At 43.1% G+C, this 16,772-nt stretch carries 14 protein-coding genes, 1 tRNA gene and 2 pseudogenes; 11 read left to right on the top strand and 6 right to left on the bottom strand.

The features are described 5' to 3' along the window. Positions 1 to 2: 2 nt before the first annotated feature. From TT12_RS02860 to tsaA, 5 genes and pseudogenes are all read right to left on the bottom strand, one after another. Positions 3 to 617, bottom strand: a complete 615-nt coding sequence (locus TT12_RS02860) for a prepilin-type cleavage/methylation domain-containing protein (protein WP_243443296.1) — start codon at positions 615 to 617, stop codon at positions 3 to 5. Between the two features lie 386 nt (positions 618 to 1,003). Further along, positions 1,004 to 1,687 (bottom strand): TetR/AcrR family transcriptional regulator, encoded by a 684-nt coding sequence (locus TT12_RS02855; RefSeq protein WP_045446854.1) that lies wholly within the window; start codon positions 1,685 to 1,687, stop codon positions 1,004 to 1,006. A 233-nt stretch (positions 1,688 to 1,920) separates the two neighbouring features. Then, positions 1,921 to 2,709, bottom strand: a complete 789-nt coding sequence (locus TT12_RS02850; RefSeq protein ID WP_045452056.1) for a TatD family hydrolase — start codon at positions 2,707 to 2,709, stop codon at positions 1,921 to 1,923. 141 nt (positions 2,710 to 2,850) lie between these two features. Beyond that, positions 2,851 to 4,638 (bottom strand): type IV pilus assembly ATPase TfpB, encoded by a 1,788-nt coding sequence (tfpB, locus tag TT12_RS02845; protein ID WP_045452052.1) that lies wholly within the window; start codon positions 4,636 to 4,638, stop codon positions 2,851 to 2,853. Between the two features lie 85 nt (positions 4,639 to 4,723). Beyond that, positions 4,724 to 5,595 (bottom strand): annotated as a pseudogene (tsaA, locus tag TT12_RS02840) (tRNA (N6-threonylcarbamoyladenosine(37)-N6)-methyltransferase TrmO). A 509-nt stretch (positions 5,596 to 6,104) separates the two neighbouring features. Between tsaA and TT12_RS02835 the strand changes: the two are divergent. After that, a complete protein-coding gene (locus TT12_RS02835; RefSeq protein WP_045452050.1) occupies positions 6,105 to 6,878 on the top strand; it encodes a ferredoxin--NADP reductase in 774 nt (257 codons plus the stop codon). Between the two features lie 142 nt (positions 6,879 to 7,020). Then, positions 7,021 to 7,106: transfer RNA gene (locus tag TT12_RS02830), tRNA-Leu, on the top strand. Positions 7,107 to 7,170: 64 nt separating this feature from the next. Here the strand turns inward: TT12_RS02830 and TT12_RS02825 are convergent. Beyond that, the gene (locus TT12_RS02825; protein WP_227694072.1) at positions 7,171 to 7,419 is read right to left on the bottom strand and encodes a hypothetical protein; all 249 of its coding nucleotides are present in this window, start codon (positions 7,417 to 7,419) and stop codon (positions 7,171 to 7,173) included. A 220-nt stretch (positions 7,420 to 7,639) separates the two neighbouring features. Between TT12_RS02825 and TT12_RS15200 the strand changes: the two genes are divergently transcribed. The 9 genes and pseudogenes from TT12_RS15200 (at position 7,640) to infA (ending at position 16,441) form a co-directional block, all read left to right on the top strand. Then, entirely contained in the window at positions 7,640 to 7,783 is a 144-nt protein-coding gene (locus tag TT12_RS15200) for a hypothetical protein (RefSeq protein ID WP_201605675.1), read from the top strand. Positions 7,784 to 7,924: 141 nt separating this feature from the next. Beyond that, positions 7,925 to 9,009, top strand: a pseudogene (gene dinB, locus TT12_RS02820) (DNA polymerase IV). A gap of 166 nt (positions 9,010 to 9,175) precedes the next feature. Next, complete coding sequence (queA, locus tag TT12_RS02815) at positions 9,176 to 10,396, top strand: tRNA preQ1(34) S-adenosylmethionine ribosyltransferase-isomerase QueA (protein WP_045452047.1); 1,221 nt, start codon at positions 9,176 to 9,178, stop codon at positions 10,394 to 10,396. Positions 10,397 to 10,506: 110 nt separating this feature from the next. Then, entirely contained in the window at positions 10,507 to 10,992 is a 486-nt protein-coding gene (locus TT12_RS16310) for a type IV pilus assembly protein FimV (RefSeq protein WP_243443293.1), read from the top strand. A 13-nt stretch (positions 10,993 to 11,005) separates the two neighbouring features. Continuing rightward, positions 11,006 to 12,241 (top strand): type IV pilus assembly protein FimV, encoded by a 1,236-nt coding sequence (locus TT12_RS02810; protein ID WP_243443292.1) that lies wholly within the window; start codon positions 11,006 to 11,008, stop codon positions 12,239 to 12,241. A gap of 51 nt (positions 12,242 to 12,292) precedes the next feature. After that, entirely contained in the window at positions 12,293 to 13,921 is a 1,629-nt protein-coding gene (locus TT12_RS02805; protein WP_045452044.1) for a FimV/HubP family polar landmark protein, read from the top strand. Positions 13,922 to 14,098: 177 nt separating this feature from the next. Next, positions 14,099 to 15,184 (top strand): asparaginase, encoded by a 1,086-nt coding sequence (locus tag TT12_RS02800; RefSeq protein ID WP_045452267.1) that lies wholly within the window; start codon positions 14,099 to 14,101, stop codon positions 15,182 to 15,184. A 74-nt stretch (positions 15,185 to 15,258) separates the two neighbouring features. After that, positions 15,259 to 16,098 (top strand): tRNA pseudouridine(38-40) synthase TruA, encoded by an 840-nt coding sequence (gene truA, locus TT12_RS02795; RefSeq protein ID WP_045452264.1) that lies wholly within the window; start codon positions 15,259 to 15,261, stop codon positions 16,096 to 16,098. Positions 16,099 to 16,219: 121 nt separating this feature from the next. After that, the gene (gene infA, locus TT12_RS02790; protein WP_045446828.1) at positions 16,220 to 16,441 is read left to right on the top strand and encodes a translation initiation factor IF-1; all 222 of its coding nucleotides are present in this window, start codon (positions 16,220 to 16,222) and stop codon (positions 16,439 to 16,441) included. The last annotated feature ends 331 nt before the right edge of the window (positions 16,442 to 16,772 follow it).

Raw genomic sequence — 16,772 nt, 5'->3', positions numbered from 1 at the left:
AGCTACATCCCTTGTCCGATCGTCATACTACCATCAGGCATAATGGTAATGACCTCGCCCACCAGACGCGAATTGTGCAGCACCTCAATGGTGACAGGCGTTGCTTGCCCTGTACCAAACCATAATATTTGTGGGACTGCTTGATTAGCAAACCAAGGCTGCAATGTTTGCCCCTGTTCAGGCATTGATAGGTTGCCAGCCTCCAAGCTTTGCACCCTTAAACTGACCCCAGCAGGTAACTCAGGCAAACTGACTTCTGGCTCAATCTCCCAGCTAGGCACTGGCTGTTGCTTTCCTATCGCCCCCGACATACTTGTCAGATCAGCAGACAATTCCATCGAATTTTTAGGCGTACTGTCCATGCTATTTGACGGGATATCATCGGTCTGATAGGCAATATAAGGATTGGATAAAGTAACAATCACAGGAGCTACTTGACCTTGTTTATCCGCTTGCAAGCTCAAACCCATCGGCTGCATACGCTCAGCAGACAACAACCGTACATAGCTCAGTGAATCCGTTAGATGCTCATAAAAAGCACGGTTTTTACGCGATTCACTACTACCCACCGACAAGCTCATCATGCCAGCAAAGATAGACAGAATAACGACCACCACTACAATTTCGACAAGGGTAAAGCCTGCTGTGCCTGAGCAAGGCTTGAGGATTTATAAGGGGAAATGTGAGCATTTTTTACTGAAAAGGATTTATGCTGATAAACCAGAGGTAATGGATATTTATCCGTGTTTTTATATTGCAAATATTGATGACTTAAGTGTGAATAGCAAGTGACCGCTGAGCTGGACGGAGTCTTGGCAGTGACCGGCATATTGCACCTATAAACCTATAAGTAGGTTGTGGTATAAAGAATAAAACTATAATTGGGCGCTAAAGCTGATAACCATATATCCATTTTTAGCATGGATGCACCGTGCTGCGATAACGAATATAGCAACACGAATTTAAAAAATTGGGTTAAAAGACCATAAGTTGAATAAAGATATTAATAACTGGTATTACGGTGCTCTTCTGACTCAGTATCGATTTGCTCGACCAACTCCTGCATATCTTCATCCATCACCTCATCGTCGGCCGCAGGATAATGGCTCGGCAACTCAAGCATTTGCTGAACGAAAGCATAACGTAGGGTATCACGGCGACCCAAATACCGCTGGTAAAAGCTTGAATTTAATAGTCCAGCACCGCCCTGACCCATCGCCCAAATCGAGGACAAATAGTCGCGCGTGCTCAAACTACTATGCTGCTCTTGTAAATACGCACTGATAATGTCAATCAAGCGTTTCATACGCTGACGGCGAATATCATATAGCTCACCAAACAATCGATTAAGACCCGTCACTGATGCCGCCAAACGCTCTTCGATTTGATTGAGCAACATAGCTTTTTGTGGGTTAAATAACTGCTGAAAGATCATACGAGCAACGCCTGCTGATGGACAATCATCAATACGATTAATCTCAAACAGCTGTTCTTCGTAGCGGATAATAATACGCAAATAGAGTTCATCTTTACTGGAGAAATGCTTATACAGTGTACCTTTAGCCAGATCCAGCTGGTCTGCCAAACTGTCTAAAGTAATATCACCATCGCCCGACTCAAGTAGCAATTGCTCTGCCATCGCTAAGATATTCTCTTCTCGTGCCTTGAACTGATGCTGACGACTCATAATCTCTCCTAAAACCTGACAAGATTAAGCATATGACCATCCTGTGGATGAATGCATCGGCGACAAGCGTATAACGTCATACAAAGTCTGCTCGAAAACCACCAAAGGATATATACTTATGTTTGCTAAATAGTCATTGATAATCATAGGCTTATGCTCCACATCATAAGTACAAATAACGTAAAGCAACAGGACTGTATCATAAATGACTGAGTGGTCATAGCATAACCATTTTAGTGATACTGTGCCAGTAAATTCTCAAAGTTTTTTGCAGTTAATGCCCCAACGTCATCGCTACTACAGCCATACATCTCTGCCAGACAACTGGCGACATACGGTACGTAGGCAGGCTCATTCGGTCTACCACGCTTGGGCACTGGTGCTAGATAAGGACTGTCAGTTTCGATAAGCAGTCTATCTCTAGGCATGTTTTTTGCTGCATCTTGAATCATTTGAGCACTTTTAAAGCTAACAATGCCCGAAAATGAGATATAAAACCCTAAGTCAAGTGCACACTTGGCCGTCTCCCAATCTTCGGTAAAGCAATGAATAATGCCATGTTCAGCGCCTTCTGATTTTAGGATGTCAATCGTATCTTTTTTGGCATCACGCATATGAATGACGAGTGGTTTCTTCAGGCTTTGACTGGCATGAATATGACGAGCAAGACTGGCTTGCTGCTCTTTTTTGTTTTCCGTTGACCAGTAATAATCTAATCCTGTCTCCCCAATCGCCCATACATGGTCGGCATCAGCCGTTTCGATCAAACGCTCAACTGTCGCTGATTGCAAGACACTAATATCTTCACAAGGATGAATACCGACGCTCATGCCAAGATTTAAAGTGTCATCGCTATACGTTTTGACGATATTGGCAATCTCATCATATTCAGCAAAATCACACATAATCGCCATGGCACGGGTGACATTGGCTTCTTTCATCGCGGCAATCGCGCCAGACAACTTACCATCATACTTGGTTAAATCTAAGCGATTAAGATGACAATGGCTATCAGTAAACATAAGTAATCTCGTTAATAAACATAAATGAATGAATAAAAAATATTAGGTTTAAAACCTTAGAGTATTGATTGCTCCAAAGGCAGCTGTTTTCAAGTAGCGCAAATGTGACCATCTTGAAGGCTGGGTCATAAATGCCTAAAATTAATGAAGCGGCACCACTCGCATTACTTCTTCTATGGTCGTCACCCCTTCACTAATACGCTTTGCGCCCGATAATCGCAGCGGCTGCACACCTTCGCGGTACGCTTGCTGCTTAAGCACATCTAAATTGGCATCGGCGGCGACCAGTTTTTTTAGCTCATTTGACAACGGCATGATCTCGTACAGACCAACGCGACCTTGATAGCCCGTATGGCGACAATGCTCGCAGCCTTGCGCCGTATAAATTTGCGCTGGAGCGGGCGCACGCCAAGGCTGAACCAGTTCCTGCCACTGAACAGCAATTTCACTGTCTGGGATCACGTCTAGGGCTTTTTTGCAATGCGGACATAACGTGCGTAGCAAACGCTGCGCCATGACGCCTAATATCGTCGCTGAGGTCAAAAACGGCTGAATGCCCAAATCATGCAAGCGAGTAAGCGAGCTTGGTGCATCATTGGTATGCAACGTCGAGAGTACCAAATGTCCAGTGAGTGATGCTTGCACGGCCATATTGGCGGTTTCGGCATCGCGAATCTCACCGACCATAATGATATCTGGGTCTTGACGCATCAAAGAGCGAATACCATCTGCGAAGTGTAAATCAACGCCTGGATTGACCTGCATTTGGTTAAAAGCAGGCTCAATCATCTCGATAGGATCTTCAATCGTACAGACGTTAACTTGCTCGGTGGCGAGCTGCTTAAGCGTACTGTACAACGTCGTAGTCTTACCTGAACCAGTCGGACCCGTAACCAAGATAATGCCATTTGGATGCGCGGTCAGCTCATGCCAAGTATCGAGCTGCTTACCTGACAAACCAAGCTGAGCAAACGAGCGCACCAGCACTTCAGGATCAAATACCCGCATCACCAGCTTTTCGCCAAAGGCTGTCGGCATCGTCGATAAGCGCAGCTCAGTTTCCAGACCCTTTGGCGTACGGGTTTTCAACCTGCCATCTTGTGGTTTGCGTTTTTCTGCCACATTCAGTCGTCCTAATATTTTAATCCGTGCCGTGACCGCGACAATGATTGCCAAAGGCATCTCATAGACGGTATGCAACACGCCATCGATACGAAAACGGACTTTACCCGTCTCACGGCGAGGCTCTAAATGGATATCACTGGCTCGCTGCTCAAAAGCATATTGCAACAGCCAGTCAACGACTCTGACAATATGTTGATCGTTGGCATCAGGGTTGGTATTGTCGCCAAGTTGCAATAATGCCTCGACATTGGTGACATCAGCCGCCGCCCGTTTGTGGACACTATTTGCTCCTGCAATCGCTTGGGTGACTTGGTAAAACTCTTGACGGTAGCGATTGATTTGCTCAGGATTGATATAAACCGTACGATAACTTTTAGACTTGATTAATTTTTCGATACTTGTCTGCCACTCAGTACAGAACGGCTGGTCTGTACCGATGACGACTTCATCATTCGTCACTTCAATGGGCAAAATATGCTGTGAGCGGGCATATTCAAAGGACATCAACTGAGTGACGGCTGGGACATCGACTTTTAACGGGTCAATACGGACAAGTGCCATGCCTGCTTTGGCAGCTAACCATTGATTCAACCATACCAAAGTCAATTTGTGCTCAACATTTTTATCCAGTGCATGACCGTTTGGCAGACCAAATTCACTGATGGTCAGGAGTGGATGCTGCGCTTTATCACGGCGGCTCGTCATCACTAAATTGTAGCCACGCTGATCAATCACTTTATCTGCCAATAGTTCATCTAAGCACCAACGTAAATCAATCACGATTGAATATTTCTGAGCAGACATATTGTTCTTCTTTTATTATTGATGCGTTATTTATTGAGGAGTAATTGATGGATAATTCATGCGGCAGTAATGGCGTCATTGGACATTATAAGCTCACTTTGACAACAGCCATTATCTGCAATTGCCCTGATTCTATCAACTGGAAGCTCACATCGACAGACTTATAACGCATGACAAACGGCGTATTGATCTCCGCGCGACGATAAGCTGGACGCGGGTCTTGCGCAATTAATGCTTTAATAGTCTCGATATCAGCAATAAGCAATTGCTCTTGCATTTGTCGAATAAGCGTCGCTACACTATTATTTTTTGCATGAATAGCTTTCTTATTATTTTTATTTTCAGTCTCATTGTCATTTTTATCGCATCGTCCAGCGTCAACCAACGTCATAAATTGCTCGTAAGCAGACTCCGTAATAATTACCTCTAATAAGTCTGGCGCAGTTGGCGCAAACCCGCTTTTTGCATCGCTGAGCGCATCGCTATAAGCGACATAGGCTTAATATCGATAATCGGCGTACCATCTATCATATCTGCACCGCTAATAATAAGTAACACGCGCCCATCACAAACCTCGATACTTTCAAGCTTAACGACAGATAACCCAAGTGCTGAGGGTCGATACATACTGCGACTGGCGAACACCCCTATTTTTTGATTGCCACCGAGCCTTGGTGGTCGAACTTGCGCACGAAAGCCAGTGCCGCCTTTGCCAATATGAGTGTCTTTATTGGTATAGTTATGATGAAACTGCCAACTGATCCAGATATGGCTGAACGCGTCTAAACCGGCAAATGCTGCTGGCGAGTCATAAGGCGCTATCATCTCAATGATACTGGTGAGCGCAACCAAATTCGGCTGGCGTGGCGCACCAAATTTCTGTGATAGCGGCGCACGATGGTAGCCAATCATTGGCGCATGGTGGTAACCCGCCAAAGAGATATTATCATCGGACATCATGTTTCTCCAAAAAACCGTTCAATAGTAAGCATCTGCTTTTATGAGAACGTTTAGCGCATATTATCCAGTGATACAAAATTACTCACTAACGATATTCCATTTTATCATGCCGCATCGCCGCTGCTAGACGGATTTTTATTTTAAATTTTGGTATTATGAGCCATAAATTCGATGAGAGCCTTTATTTTTCAACCCTTATAAGCCATCTACAGCAACAGCCATTGTCGTGGTTTGACAGGTGACAGATTCAGTCGTATCTATCCTTAGACCTTATCAGTCCATCTCCTGATTTTAAATGCTTAATAAGGTGTTAGAATATCGCCCCATAACATTGGTTAAAACATCGGCTATGCTACTTACTTTGCATGACAGAGGTTTTAAACGATTAGCTGTTCCAATAGCGATTAAAAATTTACTACCCTTTTATACACTTTTTCATTGAAAATTTTAATTTAACACTCATTTAAACTTAATAAAACCGATAGCAACTTATTAACGAGGACTTTATGTCAAAACTTCGCACCGAAACGGTCACAGAGGTTCATCACTGGAATGACGCTCTATTTAGCATCAAGACAACTCGCGACGATGGCCTGCGCTTTCGTAATGGCGAATTTGCGATGATCGGAATCGTTGTCGATGGCAGACCGCTATTGCGCGCTTATTCGATTGCTAGCCCGAACTACGAAGATCACTTGGAATTCTTTTCTATCAAGGTTCAAGATGGTCCGTTAACCTCGCGCTTGCAGCATATTAAAGTCGGTGACGAGCTGTTGGTCAGCAAAAAACCAACGGGCACTTTGGTACTAGATGATTTACTGCCTGGCAAAAACCTTTATATGCTCTCTACAGGCACTGGACTGGCACCATTTTTATCGTTGGCACGTGATCCTGAAGTCTATGAACGCTTTGAAAAAATCATCTTGGTACATGGTGTGCGCCATGTCGATGATTTGGCGTATCGTGATATGTTTGAAAATGAGTTACCTAACGACGAGATCTTTGGTGAATGGTACCGTGAAAAATTCATCTACTACCCAACCGTGACTCGTGAGGATTTCAAAAATCAAGGTCGCGTGACTGACTTAATGACCTCAGGAAAGCTCTTTGAAGATATTGGCTTACCACCGATGAATAAAGAAGACGACCGTGTCATGATCTGCGGTAGCATGCCATTTAATGCTGAAGTTTCAGCGATTTTGGACGATTTTGGTTTGACCGTTTCACCACGCATGGGTGTCCAAGCAGATTATGCCGTTGAACGTGCTTTTGTAGGTTAAACCATTTTTTTGATTTAATTGAAAATTATATAAAATAATTCTTGACGGATAAAAATAGGCTGCTATAATACGCAGCCTATACAGAGTTAACCCTGTAGCCCAATTCGATAATCTCTATCTAATAGACCTTATCTTCTAACATGCCAGTGTGATGGAATTGGTAGACATGACGGATTCAAAATCCGTTGCCTAATAAGCGTGTCGGTTCGAGTCCGACCACTGGTACCAATATTAGTAACAAATCAGCCTCCTCATTAGGAGTTTTTTTGTGCCGGTAATATTATTGCTTCACTTACTTCTCTATTTCAGATTGCAGCACCGCAATTATCTTAATGGGCACGGCAAATTCCCATGGCATGCCAGCATTGCAATAAAAATGTCCGTCACGAAATGACACGATATAAGCCGTAAAATCATTACCACAATGATCCATCATTGCTTGTTCATCACTATCATCACAAACCGCACACCATACTTTTTTATCGCCGCGTGCTAGCATCGCTCTTGTTAAATCGCTCCCTTTTAGTTCATTATTCATCATCAGCTCCTTAGTCATTCTAAACTCTCTAACATCAAGCTCTTAAAGAGTTAATTTTACCAAAACTCCATTTTCGATCTTGGCATAAGCGATAAGCAATGTCTTTTTTAAATGGTCATAGAGGCACACAAGGCATTACTTATTGTTTTACAGTCATCCATTAGCGCGGATACTATATTGTAAAACACCAGAATCAAAACTGTAACATCTAAATGTGAGATTTATGACAAACGGTGAGCTTGATACGACAGGTGGTGCAAGAGTACAAATGAGTTTGATTTACAGTAGACCTAAACAATTTAATAGCAAAAATATGTTTGCTAAATACGATATTTTTGAATTAATACTACTGTTTATCATTAACTAACTCTATGATATATAAGATTTATGACATATAAAATTATTCATATATCATTGCTAGCGTTCTACTAACCTAACAAAGGAGTCTATCGATAAATCCAAATTTTGACACTCAATCAAAGCGCTTGAATCAGGTAAAATAGTGAGTATGACAACTTCTATAAATGCTAGCCCCCGTAAAATCATTCATATAGACATGGATGCTTTTTATGCCAGTGTGGAGCAGCGTGACTTTCCTGAACTGCGCGGTAAGCCACTGGTGGTTGGTGGCGATCCAAGTGGTCGCGGTGTGGTCGCAGCAGCCAGCTATGAAGTACGTAAATTTGGTGTACACTCTGCCATGTCTTGTTATGAGGCGCGTAAACGTTGCCAGAAGTCATTTTTGTTAGGCCACGTTTTGAGGTTTATCGCGCAGTTAGTAGCGATATTCGCCAGATTATGTACCGCTTAACGCCACATGTTGAACCATTGTCTCTAGATGAGGCGTATCTCGATGTTACAGGGCTACATGTCCATAAAGGCTCAGCGACCTTGATGGCGAACTGGCTAAGGGCACAAATACTAGCGCATACTGGATTAACGGCCTCAGCAGGTGTGTCGTTTAACAAGATGTTGGCTAAAATTGCCTCTGATATCAATAAGCCCAATGGTACGGCCATTATCACGCCAGCGGACGCTGATGCCTTTATCAGTACGCTACCTATCGAGCGCTTTCATGGTATTGGTAAAGCCACTGCCAAGCGCTTACATGCGATGGGTGTAAGTACTGGCGCGGATCTCAAGCGAATGCAAGCGGCTGTATTGGTGCAGGAGTTCGGCAAGCGTGGACAGTTTTATCACGATATTGCCCATGGGCGTGATGAGCGTGCTGTCAAATCTGAGCGCGCGCATAAATCTGTGGGTTCTGAGACCACATTCAAAGACAATCTAAGTAATAACCATGAGTTACGTATACAAATTTATGAACAAAATGCCGATGCCTTTCATCAACTGCAACAAAAACAGCTGGTCGCCTATACCATTACTCTAAAAGTTAAATACGCAGACTTCACTCAAATCACCCGCTCACACACGCTATCAACTGCCTTTAACAGTGCTGATTCTGCCCATTATTGGTTAGACAAACTGTTTTTAGACATTCCTCGTGAGCTACCTATCCGCTTAGTCGGTGTTACTTTCTCTTCATTAGCACCTGCCGCCCAATTGTTGCCGCAGTTAAATTTGTTTGACTAACATACTGATGCTCATTGCTTCTGTTGATTATTCATTCTAATAATTAATGCTTAGGCGATTCAATATACAAACCATTTTGTGCGCATGAGTCGTTACTAAACTGTCCTTTCATGACCTCGTTTCTGCTACAATTACGCCAAAATTTACATTCATTTAAAGATTGATTATGACCGATTTTCACACTATAGACTCTACTACTGCCGCCTCAATTGATGCCGAAAAAAACAACAATGGTTTGAACTATTTGAGCGTTGATGACTATGATTATGAGCTGCCAGATAGCCTGATTGCACGCTATCCTCTCTCACAGCGTTCTGCCTCAAAACTTTTGTATTTGCCTGCCAATAATCAAAAAGACTCTACGCTTGTAGAAGATCGCTTATTCACTGAGTTACCTGAGTTATTAAATGAGGGTGATTTGATTGTATTTAATGATACAAAGGTGATGAAAGCGCGTCTTTTTGGACAAAAGGATACTGGCGGTAAGCTTGAAGTATTGATTGAACGTTTGGTTGATATCTCAGATTTAGAGACAGCGACTTTATATGTAGAGGCTGAAAAATCTGTAGAAGCTGCAAATGACAAAGCCGTGAATCAAGAACATATTGCACTTTGCCATGTTAAAGCCAGTAAAGCGCTCAAACTTGGACAACACTTGCAGCTTGCTGACGGTCATATGAAGGCGGTGATGATTGGTCGTCAAGACAACTTATTCATTTTAGCGTTTGATGCGCCGATCTTGCCGCATTTAGAGCTTTATGGCGAACTACCTATTCCCCCCTACTTTGAACGCCATGCGGATGAGACAGACAATACTCGTTATCAAACGGTTTTTCATGATCCAACCAAGCTTGCGAGTGTGGCTGCACCGACTGCAAGCTTACACTTTGATGAATCGGTACTGAGCAAACTTGCGGCAAAAGGTATTCGTACGGCTTTTGTAACTTTACACGTTGGCGCTGGTACATTTGCGCCAGTAAAAACGGACAACTTGCTCAATCACACCATGCATAGTGAATATGCACATTTACCACAAGCAACAGCCGAACTCATCAACCAAACCCATGCGAATGGTAAACAAGTCATCGCTATTGGCACCACGGTCACTCGCGTGCTCGAAACGGCTTATCAAAAAACAGCCGTTAATGGGCAGCCTCTCTCCAGCTGGTCAGGTGATACCGATATATTCATTTACCCAGGGTTTAAGTTTGGTGTGATAGATCGACTGTTGACCAATTTCCATTTACCCAAATCAACGTTGTTAATGCTGGTGTCGGCATTTTCGGGTAAAGATGCCATTGAGCATGCTTATCAACATGCGATTAAAGAACACTATCGCTTCTTTAGTTATGGCGATGCAATGCTGCTGGATAGAAAGCGAGATTAGACAATACTCAAACATTTTTTGTATTGTCCACAACAGTTGTGAAATAAACTGGTAACTAAATGGTATTTTGTTATAACAGCACAGATAACTTATATCTTAAAGGTCTGCACATGTCTTGTCATTTATCTCATCGGTTGACTACGGTACATCGCGCGGTCTCGATGGCACTACTTTGTTCCGTAGGCTATGCGGCTCTCGTATCGAGTGCACAAGCTGCAACGATTGGCAAGACTGTTGTGACCTCTGCCCAGCATGAGCCGTTAGCTGCGAGCATTGTGGTCAGTGATATTCGAGCCGCTGACTTTTCAGCAAGTTTGGCAAACTCTACTATTTATCAGCAAATGGGCTTAGCCCAAACTGATTCGATGACCGTACGTTTTAAACCTACCTCAGCGACCAGCGGTCAAGTATTTATTACTACCTCAAAACCTGTATCCACACCTTTTGCTGATGTGGTTTTAAACATAAATGATAAGGGTCAACGCAACGTCATTCCCAAGACATTGTTGATGCCGCTCAATAGCCGTCTGCCCATTGACACGCCTAAAAATATCGTTACTGGCGCAAAGAAACCCAATCTACAGTGTGTCCTCTAATGCGGCTAAACCGTTGACCGTTAGAGAAGGTGCACCGCCGCCATTAACATTATCGCCCATACTAGCGACTACTCACTCGTCAACGAGCGAGTTGGTGGCGTCTAAATTGCCAGCACCTAATATCCAAGCACCTACAACGACTCCTACCTCGCAAGGCAACAATCTTGCTTATGCGCCTAGCCGGCTAGATAACGGTCGTTTAAACAACGTTAACAACACTCTTAACGCTAACGACAATAATCGTAATCCAACCAGTCGATTAGACAATGGTCGCTTGAGTGCAATGGGTAACAGCAATATCGACCTCAATTCTGCTAAGAATGTAGCGAATGATACAGCCCTAGTCAATAACAACACCATGCCAATAGACAATAGTCTATCAGCTACAGCTGTCACTGATAAACAGCTCGATATTCTGAATATCCAAGTCACTCGCCAGATACAGCCGAGTAGCAAATCAGAAGCTGGCATGATGGCCGCTTCTCCTATTATGCCACCGCCGAGTGACAACAAAGCGAGTACACCAAAAGCCAGTCTTGATACCAGCAATACAGCTATCGCCACTGTCCCATCTAGTGTCACCAACAACGCCTCTATCAGTACGGCAGCCAGCACTACTACTGCGTCCCAATATCAAGTACAGCGCAACGACAGTCTATGGATTATTGCACAGCAAATTGCGCAAGAAAATAACTTAGACATTCAAACAGTAATGAAGCAGATTCAGAAGCAAAACCCTGACGCCTTTATTAATAAAGACGCGGGTCAACTCAAAGCGGATGCCAAGCTTAGCTTGCCCAGTTACGATGTTGTACCATCACAACAAAAACTAGAAGCGGCGATTGAGGCGCAAAGACAATATAGCCGCAGAGCAAACACACCTGTGGTAAAAAAGGCCGCAAAAGCACCCTCTAAAAAACCGTCTGAAACAAATCAAGTCGCTAAACAGCGCAAAAAACCCATGATTACTAAAACACAAACGCTGCCAAAAGCACAATTTTCAGTGCTCGCACCTGGTCGTAATGGCAACGCAGATGGCACCCAAGCAACATCAGCAGCGGCAACAGGTAATGGTCTCAGCACAGATATATTAGCCACGCTCAAGGCCTCAAGACAAAGTACGGCAGCTCAAGCTCAGCAGCTGTCAAAAACCAGCAGTGCACTTGATAGCTATACAAGAAAAATTCAATTACAAAACCAAAAACTGGCTGAGCTCCAAGCTCGTCTCAAAAAACTACGCAATCAATAATTGCCTAACTGATCAACGCAGTGTGCTGTGATCATAGGCGTGGGAGTAACTATGGACAATATGCTATATATCATCGCCGGATTGGTACTTATTCTAATAGTAGCCGGTTTACTATTGTACAAAAAGAAAGCGCAAAAGCCCTCAGCGCAGCTGGGAATGAGTACCGCCACGCCAGCTCCGATGCCAAAAACGGATCACAAAACTCCTGCCCAAAGCCACAAAGATGATGACAATAAGTTCGATCATATTACGATTGCCCAGCGCTTCATGGATCAGCAGCGTTATGACAAAGCCATTGAAACCCTCAGTCGCGGCCTAAGCGAAAAACCGAATGATGGCCAATTGTCTGTTAAATTACTCAGTATATACGCGACTATTAATCAGCCAGAGAACTTTAATAAAGTTTATGATGCCATCAAGGCGCAAAGCGACTCAAAAAGTCTTGCGCTAGCTGATGAGTTAAAAGCTTTATTTTCGGAAGAGCAGAATCAAGTCGCAGCAAAAGAGGCACCCGTAGAAGATAATAGCCATTTTGAAAGCATAGATTTTGACTTACCGATTAATCAAATCGGTAGTAAGAACGCGCTATCTGATCAGCCAGCAACCTCTGAAGATAACCGTAGTACGATGCTAGACGACAGCCTGTCTAATTCGGCAGTAATAAACACATCTTATGAGACCAGTCTTACTAGCGACGATGTAGAAGATAACTTTGATCTTACGCTGAGTGATTTAGAGAGTAATATTAGCCCATCTGAGGCGACTGATACGACGCCAGTCACGTCATCATTAGAGATGACAGATGATGAAAGCCTGAACACTGCCAATATCGACATAACTGATAATGATGTCGCGGTGTCCGCAGAAGATAATGATCTCAATGATCTTAGTGATTTTGACTTTAGCTTTGATTCATCTGAAGAAACTGATGCGCAGGCAACGGATTCTGTCATTCCAGAACGCCCTGATAGTATTAACGATGAAATGACACTAGAAGATGACGCGTTCATTTTAGACTTTGATGATCTAGCAACTGATGTCGATAAAGGTGTTGACGAAACTGCTGAAGCATTGTCTATCAACACTGTCCAAAATGACGAAGAAAATGATTTCACTTTGTCTTTAGACAGTCTCGATGCGCCAAACGATATAGAAACATTAACAGAAAGCGAAGCACCTGTACTTGAAGAAAATAGTGATACTGATAACTTCATTATTGAAGAAGATCGTTTTGAAACTGAGAGCTTTGAAACTGAGAGCTTTGAAAATATTAATCTCGAAGCACAATCGCTTGATAATAATGATTCAGAATATGCTCTTGCTGAAGAATCTAGTATCACACCGACAGCCCCGTTGCTGTTCGATGATAACTCTTTATTAGACAATGAATTCGATACTCACTCTTCAACAGCACTCAGCCCAGTTGCTCCAATTGAGGACGAGTCTACCCTTACCGCCGAAGATGCCGCTGAAACAGCAGAAGACTTTTCCTCGCGCTTTGCGGCCGACTTTGACTTTGTGAAATCATTAGATAGCACTCAAGTTACGCTAGATTTGGCAGGCCAATATTTACAATTGGGTGAATACGACAGTGCCAAACGCTTATTGAATGAGGTATTAATTCAGGGCACTAGTGAGCAACAGAACCAAGCAAAAGTATTACTAGCTCGTACTGCGTAAAAGCCACATCGTTCTTTTGTCAGCAAGTATTCTATAACACTAAGAATACTTGCTGATTTTTTTTGCATTTAACCTTTATACTATTTATTATTACTGAGCGCTATTAGCATCCAACCTTAAACTCTCTTTTTTATCACATACTTCTTTATTACGGCTCATACTATGCCATTTTCTGCTATGACAAATACATTATCCAATCCTGTCCAACTTATTTATGCTGGCGGTACTTTTGGTAGCTATGGACGACCCTTAGCACCGTTATCAGCAGAAATATTCTTACCAACTTTACAAAAGCTATTGACTGACCAAGATAACGCTAACCACTTGCCTCAAATCTCATGGCTGGATAACGCCTTAATTAAAGACAGTAGCCAACTTACCCCTAACGACTTTGTACATTTTTATCAGCTTTTGCTAGCAGCCTATGCACAAAGCGACAGGCGTTTTGTGCTTATCACTGGTACAGATACTTTGAGTTATTTGGGTGCGTTTTTAGCAGAAGCGTTTGCTGGCAGTGATATTTGTATAGTCGTCACTGGTAGTATGCGCCCACTGTTAGACAGCGAGGTGATACATTCCTATGATATCGATGACCATAGCGACGCATGGGATAACCTCAGCGATTCATTAAAACTGGCTGCTGCTGGTGAGTCGGGTGTGAAGATTGCTTTTGGCGGTGAGTCTTGGCCTGCGCAAACGGTACAAAAAATTCATAGCCATGATTTGATGGCATTTACGGGTCACTCCAGAGCTGCCTATCCTGCCAATAGTTATATCAAAAACTTACCGGATACCCGCCGCCAGCATTGGCTCGATGATCAGCAAGCAATGATTGACCATATCGAATCTCGGGCTGAGCAAGCACGCATTCATGCTTTATATTGCTTGCCAAACGACACTGAGGTAATGACTAGTCAGCTACAGGCGTTATTATCACAGCCGCCATGTGGCATTATCCTGTTAGGATTTGGCGCAGGTAATGTTCCTTATTCGCAAGCGCTAGCAGAGGCACTAGAGCTTGCTTATAAAAACGGCCACATGGTGATATGCGCTAGCCAATCTCCATTTGGCGGTGTCAGTGACAGCTATGCGGCTGGTAGTTGGCAATATGAGTATCATGTGATTGCTGGCGGACGCTTAACGATTCCCGCTATATATGCACGGCTGCTATGGCTATCGCTGCGTTATGACAATCCCGCTCGGCGCAGACAACGTTGGTTGAACAATGTCAATCAGGCGGGCACCACTATCAAAAAACGTTAGACTATCGTTAAATATGTTTATATTTATAGGCGCCAATACGAAAATATCCAATACCAACCATGTCCGAGATTAACATGTCCGAGATTAACAGCATCAACGCTGAAACGCCCCCAACCTATACATTAGCCATTGCAATTGAGTTTTTGGGCACGCGCTATCATGGCTGGCAGCGGCAACGAGAAGTATTAGGCGTACAGGAAGCATTAGAAACCGCTATCGGTAAAGTCGCAAATGAGACGGTAGAGGTCGTCGCGGCTGGTCGTACCGATGCAAGCGTTCATGCCAGCAATATGATTGCCCACTTTACGACACGTGCCTATCGTCCTACTCATAACTGGCTGCGCGGAGTAAACAGTCTATTGCCTGATGATATCGCCCTGCGCTGGATTCAACCAATGCCTGACGACTTTCATGCGCGTTTTGGTGCCATTGCCCGTCGCTATCGCTACATCACGCTGAATCAAGCACAGCGCCCTGCTATTTTGAATCACCAAGTCACTCACATCTATGAACCGCTCGATTTAGCAGCGATGCAACTGGCGGCGGCTGAGATCGTCGGTACTCACGATTTTAGTAGCTACCGCGCCGCTGCTTGCCAGTCTAATCAACCAGTACGCTCAGTCAGTCACGCAAGACTCTTTGCCCATGGTCAGTTTATCGTTTTTGACATTCAAGCAGATGGATTTTTGCATCATATGGTTCGTAACTTAATGGGCACTTTGTATGCCATCGGTCGACACGAGTTGCAGCCAGAAGCCTTTTTAGATATTTTAGCCAAAAAAGATCGTACTATCGCACCGCCTACTGCCTCTGGTGATGGTTTATATTTTATCAGTGCTTACTATCCTGAGCATTTTCAACAACGACTGCCAAATACTCCTTTAACCCCTATTTGGCTAAATTTACCTGATTAAATAAATAGGAGTTGGCATACATAACGGTTACAGGCTGTCAAGTAAAAACCTAGTGCTGTATTGCTTTAATCCGCTAACTTACGTATAATATGGGCTTATTTTTAATTGATTGATACCAACTATGGCAAAAGACGATATTATTGAATTTGAAGGCGAAGTCATTGACACCCTTCCGAATACCCTGTTTAGAGTTCGTTTAGAAAACGGACACGAAATCATTGCTCACATCTCAGGTAAGATGCGTAAGCATTATATCCGTATCTTGACAGGTGATAAAGTTAAGGTCGAAATGACACCTTATGACCTATCAAAAGGTCGTATTACTTATCGTGGCAAAAACTAATTTCTTATACACTAAAATGGTTATAAAAGCATTTATATAAATACAGCTGGTTTCTAAATGGCTTCTTTTCGCTGATAGCTGATATAGACGCTTGGGTGGTTTAACTGATAATAATAATGAAAATGCTAACCTGCTCATTATTGCCTATCAATATTTTAGTTATTCAGTCTTAGTTATTTGTTTTTATCATAAAAATACCGCTAAATTTCAGCGGTATTTTTTGTCTAAATTTTATGAGTTGACTTACTTTCAAACTTTTAAATCATGATTAATAAGTAGCATGATTAATAAGTAGCATGATTAATAAGTAGCATGATTAATAAGTAGCATG

Origin of the sequence: Psychrobacter sp. JCM 18903, assembly GCF_000586475.1 — a bacterium.
GTDB lineage: Bacteria > Pseudomonadota > Gammaproteobacteria > Pseudomonadales > Moraxellaceae > Psychrobacter.
This window is presented reverse-complemented; position numbering and strand designations above follow the sequence as displayed.